We start from the raw sequence: 6942 nt of genomic DNA on the forward strand, positions 1-6942 counted from the left end.
CTTGTGCCTGTGCTGACCCAGCCGCCGCGCGACTGTCCGCTCTGTCCGCGCCTCGTCGCCTTCCGGCACGAGGCGCAGCGGCAGCATCCGGACTGGTACAACAACCCGGTGCGCTATTGGGGCGACGAGGCGGCGCGGCTGATCATCATCGGCCTCGCGCCGGGCATGAAGGGGGCGAACCGCACCGGGCGGCCGTTTACCGGCGACTATGCCGGCGACCTGCTCTATGCGACGCTGAAAAAGGTCGGGCTCGCGACCGGCGAATACCGGCAGACGCCGGACGATACGCTTCGACTGCATGATGTGCTGATCGCCAACGCGGTGGCCTGCGTGCCGCCGCAGAACAAGCCGACCACCGAGGAAATCAAGACCTGCCGGCAATTCATCGGCAAGCGCCTCGGCGAGCAGAAGCCCCTCGCCTACCTGGCGCTCGGCCGCATCGCCCATGACCAATTGCTGGTGGCGCTGGGCGAAAAGCGCAGCAGCCGCCCGTTCGGGCACGGCGCCGAACACGAATTGTCCAATGGCGCCCGGCTGTTCGACAGCTACCATTGCTCGCGCTACAACACCAATACGGGCGTGCTGACCACCGAGATGTTCGAGGACGTGGTCGGGCGGGCGGCAGCCTACATCCGAAGCTAGCCGGCCTTCTTGATGGCGGCCTTCAGCGCCTCGTCGATGCGCGTCTGCCAGCCGCTGCCGCTGGCCTTGAAATGCTCCACCACCTCGCGGCTCAGGCGCAGCGAAACCGGCACCTTGGTCGGCGCCTTTTGCGGACCACGGAGCTTGGGGAAGGCCTTCAACACCTCCGGGGGGAGAACTTCATGCGCGGGTCTCGCGCGCTTGAAATCCTCGGCGGTCCATTCCGGATTGTCGTCATCGAAGACGATTTCGTCGTCGTCAAAGCCGCGGGGTTTCTGGGACATAACGATCCATCTCCTTCTGGTGGGCCCGTCGTAGGCTGATGACCCGTGTGCGGCCACCTCTTGCGGTGAACACCAGGCAATAAGCCCGACCGTCAATCGTTCCCCAGGCGCGGTAGCGCGCCTCGCCATACGCGAAGCGCACGTCAGGTTCGACGTGCAGCGTCGTCAGTTCCGACGCCCGCCTCAGCGAAATCTTATGCTTGGCGAGGTTGGTCGCTTCCTTGTCGGGATCGAACTCGATCTGCATGGAAATATAGGGGCTCGGTCATTATCGCGCAAATCAAATCGTATATACAATCAGCCATGTTTCAGGAGCCGCGCCTTTTCGCGGTTCCAGTCGCGGTTCCGCTCGGTCTCGCGCTTGTCGAAGCTCTTCTTGCCCTTGGCGAGGCCGATCAGGAGCTTGGCCCTGCCGTGCTCGTTGAAATAGAGCTTCAGCGGCACGATGGTGTTGCCGGCGCGCTCGACGCCTTCGGTGAGCCTGGCCAGTTCCTTCTTCGACACCAGCAGCTTGCGCGGCCGCTTTTCCTCGTGGTTGAAGCGGTTGGCCTGCAGGTATTCTGGAATGTGGGCGTTGATCAGCCACAATTCGCCGCGCTCGGGCGAGGCGTAGCTCTCGGTGATCTGGGCCTTGCCGGTGCGCAGCGACTTGACCTCGGTGCCGGTCAGCATGATGCCGGCCTCGAGCGTGTCGAGGATCTCGTAATCGTAGCGCGCCCGGCGGTTTTCGGCGACCGGGCCGGTGACGATCATCGTCGGCTTGTTGGGTTCCTTGGCCATGGTGCGGATATAGGCAGCGGATGGCGTTTCGCCACTCGCTGCCCGGCGCGTCCCCTCAGTTCAGCAGGCCGGCGCTGGCCATGGCGCTGTCGATTGCCTTTTCGTTGGCGTCGCTGATCGGCACCACCGGCAGCCGGAGCTCGTTGCCGCACAGGCCGAGCTTGCTGGCGGCGTATTTGATGCCGCCCGGATTGTTCTCGAGGAACAGGCTCTTGTGCAGCGGCACCAGCTTGTCCTGCAGCATCAGGGCGGCGGAGAAATTGCCCTGCATGCAGGCATTCTGGAACTGCGCGCACAGTTTCGGCGCGACATTGGCCGTCACCGAGATGCAGCCATGGCCGCCATGCGCCATGAAGCCGAGCGCCGTCATGTCCTCGCCCGAGAGCAGGATGAAGTCCGGCCCGAGCTTCGAGCGGGTGAGCGACGCCTTTTCCATGCTGGCGGTGGCGTCCTTGACGCCGACGATGTTGGAATGGGCCTCGCGCAGCCGCGCCATGGTGTCGACGCTGATGTCGACGACGGTGCGGCCGGGCACCGCATAGAGGATGATGGGCAGCGCCGTGGCCCTGGCCACGGCGGAGAAATGCTGGAACAGCCCCTCCTGCGTCGGCTTGTTGTAATAGGGCACGACCGACAGCACCGCATCGGCGCCGATCTCCTCGGCGAAGCGGGTCAGCGACACCGCTTCGGCAGTGGAGTTCGAGCCGGCGCCGGCGACCACCGGCACGCGGCGGTCGGCGACCTCGACGCAGATCTCGATGACGCGGCGATGCTCCTCATGCGTGGCGGTCGGGCTCTCGCCCGTCGTCCCCATCGGGGCCACGCCGTGCGAGCCCTCTTTGATCTGCCAGTCCACGAAGGCTGCGAACGCTTTCTCGTCCACGGCCCCGTTCGCAAACGGAGTGAGAAGCGCCGGGATCGAGCCTCGCAGCATTTTCTGGTTGTCCTCAATGGTTGGCCGCCGTTTCCATTCAGGTCGGCGACAGATTGTGGCCCCGGCTTTTCCGCCCTTTGGCCATAGTCGCGCACCATAGTTTCAGCCGTTCGGCGGGGCAAGCAGAGACCCGCAGGACGACCCGCGAGGTCCTTGCAGCAACGGAATGTTCACCCTGAGGGGCGACACTCCGCATCTGCAAGGGTGGGGGCACCTTGTTGGACACGTATCGAGGACCAACAGGACCAGACCATGTTCGTTGTGCACGGGATGCCGACCCGGCTCCTGATGGGGGCGTTCGCCACCGCGCTGATCGTTGCGACGTCGATTTCGTTTCCCACGGCACCCGCCGCCGAGGGGATCGACGAGATCATCACCGCTTCGGTGAAGCCGGTGCCCGTCCCCATGCCCGCCGAACCCGTGGCGATGCCGGCGCCGCTCGGCAGCGACGCCTTCGCGGCGGCGCTGAACCTGGTCTCGACCGGCAAATACACCGACGCCTATGACGCGGCGCGCGCCCTGCCCAGCGACATCGAGCGCCGCGTCGTGCAATGGGCCGCGATCTACTACGGCAATGGCGCCATCCCCTATGACAGCGTCGTCCGCTTCGAGAAGGACGCGCCCGATTTCGTCACCGCGAGCGTGTTCAGGACGCGGATCGAGCAGGCGCTGACCAAGTCCAACGCCAGCGGCGATACCCTGATCTCGGTGCTCGGCGGCAGCATGCCGAAAACCCTCGACGCGCAGATCGGGCTGGCGCAGGCCTATGTCGCGGCGGGCAAGACCGACCGCGCCGCGGCCATCGCGCGCAGCATCTGGGTCAACGACTATCTCGACGCCAAGACCGAGCAGAAGGTGCTCGACAGCCTCGGCAGACTGCTGACCGCCAAGGACCATTGGGCGCGCGCCGAGCACCTGATGATGAACGACCGCGCCAGCGCGGTGGAGCGGCTGTTCCCCTACATGACGCCGGCGCAGAAATCGCTGGCGGTGGCGCGCAACGCCGTGTCGCGCAACGACAAGAACGCCAAGGCGCTGCTCGACAAGGTCGATCCGGCCATGAAGAGCAGCCCGATCTACAATTTCTCGCGCGCCCAGCGGGCACGGCAGTTCCAATTGTGGGACGACGCCATCGCCTATCTCGACAAAGGCAAGGCGAACGATCCCGATCCCGAAAACTGGTGGTACGAGCGGCGCACGCTAATCCGGCAATTGCTGTCGGCGGGCGACGCCAAGCGCGCCTATCGGGCGGCGGCCGACTACACCTCCGGTCCGGAAGGCCGGCTGGTCGAGGCGCGCTTTCATGCCGGCTGGATCGCCCTCAGCTTCCTGCGCGAGCCGAAGGCGGCGATCCGGCATTTCGAGGCCGAGGCGAAGCTCAGCACCCTGCCCGACTCGGTGACGCAGGCCAATTACTGGCTGGGCCGGGCGCGCGCGGCGGACGGCGACAGCAAGGGCGCCAGGGCCGCCTACCAGGTGGCGGCGGATTACGGCACGATCTATTACGGCCTGCTCGCCCGCGCCGAGCTCGGCATGAAGCCGGTCGAGCTGCGCGCCATGCCCTCGACCAAGGACGCCGAGGCGGCCTTCGGCAGCCGCGACCTGGTGCAGGCCATCAACCTGCTGGTCGCCGACAAGCAGAACGACATGGCCGGAGCGCTGCTGCGCAAGCTGGCGCAGGACGACCTCAAGGACGGTGGCGAGTTCGTGCTGGCGGCGCGGCTGGCGCAGAAGATCGACGCACACCACCTGGCGATCGCCATCGCCGATATCGCCGACAAGCGCGGCATGCCGCTCGACCTGTTCAGCTTCCCCAAGGACGGGCTGCCGACCACCAAGCTGGCCGACGTCGACATGGCCGCGATCTATGCCATCACCCGCACAGAGAGCCGCTTCCAGACCGACGCGGTGTCGTCGTCGGGCGCGCTCGGGCTGATGCAGCTGATGCCCGGCACGGCCAAGGAGACGGCCAAGAAGATCGGCGTCGCCTACTCGCCGCACAAGCTGACCTCGGACCCCGAATACAACACGCAGCTCGGCTCGAGCTACCTCGCGGCGCAGCTCAAGACCTATAACGGTTCGCTGCTGCTGGCGGCGGCGGCGTACAATGCCGGGGCCGGCAACGCCAACAAATGGATCGCCGCCTATGGCGACCCGCGCGCCGCGAACGTCGATCCGGTGGTGTGGGTGGAGCTGATCCCGTTCCAGGAAACCCGCAAATATGTGCAGCGCGTGCTGGGCAATTACCTGGTCTATCGCGCCCGGCTGGGCGGTTCGGCGATCAGCCCGATCACGGCGCTGCATTCCATTGCCGGCTAGGGTCGGGTAACACCGGGGCATGGCCAAGGCCCGCTCCGTTCCGTCCGACCATCCGCCGCTCGAGGGGCTGCCGGTGCGCCTCGTCACCGTCGGCAGCGCCGGCGAGACGATGGCGGTGCACGCCGGCGGGCAGCTCGGGCCGGACCGCGTGCCGGTGCTGTGCGTGCCCGGCTACAACCGCAACATGGCCGACTATCGCGATTTCCTGCGCGTCGGCCGGCACTTGCTGCCGGAGACGGCGCCGATCGTGCTGGTCGACCTCAAGGGCCGCGGCCGCTCCGCCGACCGCAGCCGGGCCGACGACTACACCTCGCTCAAGGACGCCGCCGACCTGGTCGACATCTGCCGGGCGCTGGCCATCGAGCGCGCCATCTTCGTCGGCCAGGGCTATGGCGGGCAGGTGCTGATGGCGCTGGCCGCCGACCGACCGGCGCTGATCGCCGGCACGGTGCTGATCGACGCCGCCCCGGTCTCCGATCCGCGCGGGCTAGTGCGGCTCAGGACCACGCTCAACGAGCTGACCGGGGTGCGCGGCGAGGCGAGCCTCCGGCCGATGCTGCGGCGGATGACGGCGGCGGACTATCCGGAAGCGCCCGAGGCGATGATCGACATGCTGGCCACGCGCACGCATTTCGTCGACAAGCGCGGCCGCCTGCAGCCGCTGTTCGATCCGACGCTGATCCGGCTGCTCGAACCGTTCAGCCTCGACGACGTGCTGACGGCGCAATGGCCGCTGTTCGACGCGCTGGCGACGGCGCCGCTGCTGATGATGCGCACGCAGATGACGCAGCAGCTCCGGCGCGACACGTTCGAGGAGATGATGCGGCGGCGGCGCGATGCCGAAGCCTTCGTCATCGACGCGCAGGGCTCGCCGGCGCTGCTCGACACGCCCGACAACGTGCAGCCGATCGCCGATTTCGTGCGCGATGTCATGGGGCTGAAGCGGGCCGCCTAGAGGCCGATCGACTTCCAGCAAGACTCCGTGCAGTTCGCCCCGAAACATGTCAGGCGTCGGCGCGACGCGGCGTGCCCTCGAGCAGCGCCCTCGCCTGCCCCTGCCAGTCTTCGCGGCCGATGCGGCCACGAGCGAAGGCGTGGTTCTCGAGCCACAGCACTTCCTTCTGGTCCCAGCCGGCCACCTGGTCGAAATGGTAGATGCCCAGATTGTTGAGCGTTGATTCATCCAACGGTCCGAGACCGTTGATCTGCCTGAGATTGTCGCGCTGATGCTGGCGCGGATGCGGCAGGCCGCGCGGCTTGCCGAAGCCGGCGTCGGCGACCGACGCCTCGGCGTCGATGCCGTTGCGGGCCAGCACCTGCTCCACCGCCATCTGCGCTGCGGAAACGGCGGCGGTGACGTCGGTCAGTTCGGGCGCATCGGGCAGCGCCCGCGCGTCGCGCCGCGACCAGCCACCTTCGATCGCCCGCATGGCGTCGTGCTCGGAATATTCGCGCGCCGGCTCCGGCGATGCGGCGGGCTCAGCCGTTGCGACCGGCTGCGGTGTCGTGACAGGCTCCGGCGCTGCGGCGGGTACGGGCGTTGCGACAGGCTCAGGTGGCGCGAGCGGCTCGGGAGCGGGAGCCACCGGGGTCGCGGCGACAACGTCGGCAGGCTCGGGCGGCGCAGGGGCGACATCGGGCTCGGCAAGCACAGCGGGAGGTGCCGGCGTCGCGTCCCGCATCTCCTCGGCAAGCGACGACAGCAGGCCGACGTCGAGGCCCGGCTCCGGCGGCGCCTCGTCGGCCGGGGGCGCGGCATCGGCCACCGCCTCCGGCTCACGCGCGAACTGGTCGGCCTCGCGGCCGTGGATCGCCCCGGCCCAGGCCACCCCGGGCTGCGACGCCGGCATTGCCGCAGCCGCGCTCGGCGCGGGATCGATGACGGCGGCCTCGGCGGTCCCCGGTTCGGCCGTCTCGCTCGCGGGCAGCGGATCGCTCTGGATGGGAGCAGGCTCCTGGATCGGCGGCGGTTCAACGGCGGCT

General features: G+C 67.8%; 7 protein-coding genes and 1 pseudogene. 3 read left to right on the plus strand and 5 right to left on the minus strand.

Annotated elements, in window-relative coordinates; translation table 11 throughout:
• The first annotated feature begins 3 nt into the window (after positions 1 to 3).
• Positions 4 to 642, plus strand: a complete 639-nt coding sequence (locus BGO82_RS10930) for a uracil-DNA glycosylase (RefSeq protein WP_291305583.1) — start codon at positions 4 to 6, stop codon at positions 640 to 642.
• Here BGO82_RS10930 and BGO82_RS10935 read toward each other — a convergent pair.
• Genes BGO82_RS10935 through dapA form a run of 4 tightly spaced genes read right to left on the minus strand, consistent with a single transcriptional unit; the run spans position 639 to position 2640 of the window.
• The gene (locus tag BGO82_RS10935) at positions 639 to 926 is read right to left on the minus strand and encodes a BrnA antitoxin family protein (protein WP_291305584.1); all 288 of its coding nucleotides are present in this window, start codon (positions 924 to 926) and stop codon (positions 639 to 641) included. The two genes, BGO82_RS10930 and BGO82_RS10935, sit on opposite strands and share 4 nt — an antisense overlap.
• A complete protein-coding gene (locus BGO82_RS10940; protein WP_291305585.1) occupies positions 901 to 1173 on the minus strand; it encodes a BrnT family toxin in 273 nt (90 codons plus the stop codon). The genes BGO82_RS10935 and BGO82_RS10940 overlap by 26 nt, the downstream gene beginning before the upstream one ends.
• 50 nt (positions 1174 to 1223) lie before the next feature.
• Complete coding sequence (gene smpB, locus BGO82_RS10945) at positions 1224 to 1706, minus strand: SsrA-binding protein SmpB (protein ID WP_291305586.1); 483 nt, start codon at positions 1704 to 1706, stop codon at positions 1224 to 1226.
• Positions 1707 to 1761: 55 nt separating this feature from the next.
• Positions 1762 to 2640 carry a 4-hydroxy-tetrahydrodipicolinate synthase gene (dapA, locus tag BGO82_RS10950; RefSeq protein WP_291305587.1) on the minus strand — a complete coding sequence of 293 codons (879 nt, stop codon included), beginning with the start codon at positions 2638 to 2640 and terminating at the stop codon, positions 1762 to 1764.
• Between the two features lie 252 nt (positions 2641 to 2892).
• Between dapA and BGO82_RS10955 the strand changes: the two genes are divergently transcribed.
• Positions 2893 to 4959 (plus strand): lytic transglycosylase domain-containing protein, encoded by a 2067-nt coding sequence (locus BGO82_RS10955; RefSeq protein WP_291305588.1) that lies wholly within the window; start codon positions 2893 to 2895, stop codon positions 4957 to 4959.
• 19 nt (positions 4960 to 4978) lie between these two features.
• Complete coding sequence (locus BGO82_RS10960; RefSeq protein ID WP_291305589.1) at positions 4979 to 5914, plus strand: alpha/beta hydrolase; 936 nt, start codon at positions 4979 to 4981, stop codon at positions 5912 to 5914.
• A 49-nt stretch (positions 5915 to 5963) separates the two neighbouring features.
• Here BGO82_RS10960 and BGO82_RS10965 read toward each other — a convergent pair.
• Positions 5964 to 6942: pseudogene (locus BGO82_RS10965) on the minus strand (hypothetical protein); the annotation flags it as partial.

This window comes from Devosia sp. 67-54, from assembly GCF_001899075.1.
GTDB lineage: Bacteria > Pseudomonadota > Alphaproteobacteria > Rhizobiales > Devosiaceae > Devosia_A.

Bases quoted from the DNA above. Each gene is read 5' to 3' on its own strand.
- BGO82_RS10935 (WP_291305584.1), bottom strand. From the start codon at position 926: ATGTCCCAGAAACCCCGCGGCTTTGACGACGACGAAATCGTCTTCGAT.
- BGO82_RS10940 (WP_291305585.1), bottom strand. From the start codon at position 1,173: ATGCAGATCGAGTTCGATCCCGACAAGGAAGCGACCAACCTCGCCAAG.
- smpB (WP_291305586.1), bottom strand. From the start codon at position 1,706: ATGGCCAAGGAACCCAACAAGCCGACGATGATCGTCACCGGCCCGGTC.
- dapA (WP_291305587.1), bottom strand. From the start codon at position 2,640: ATGCTGCGAGGCTCGATCCCGGCGCTTCTCACTCCGTTTGCGAACGGG.
- BGO82_RS10955 (WP_291305588.1), top strand. From the start codon at position 2,893: ATGTTCGTTGTGCACGGGATGCCGACCCGGCTCCTGATGGGGGCGTTC.
- BGO82_RS10960 (WP_291305589.1), top strand. From the start codon at position 4,979: ATGGCCAAGGCCCGCTCCGTTCCGTCCGACCATCCGCCGCTCGAGGGG.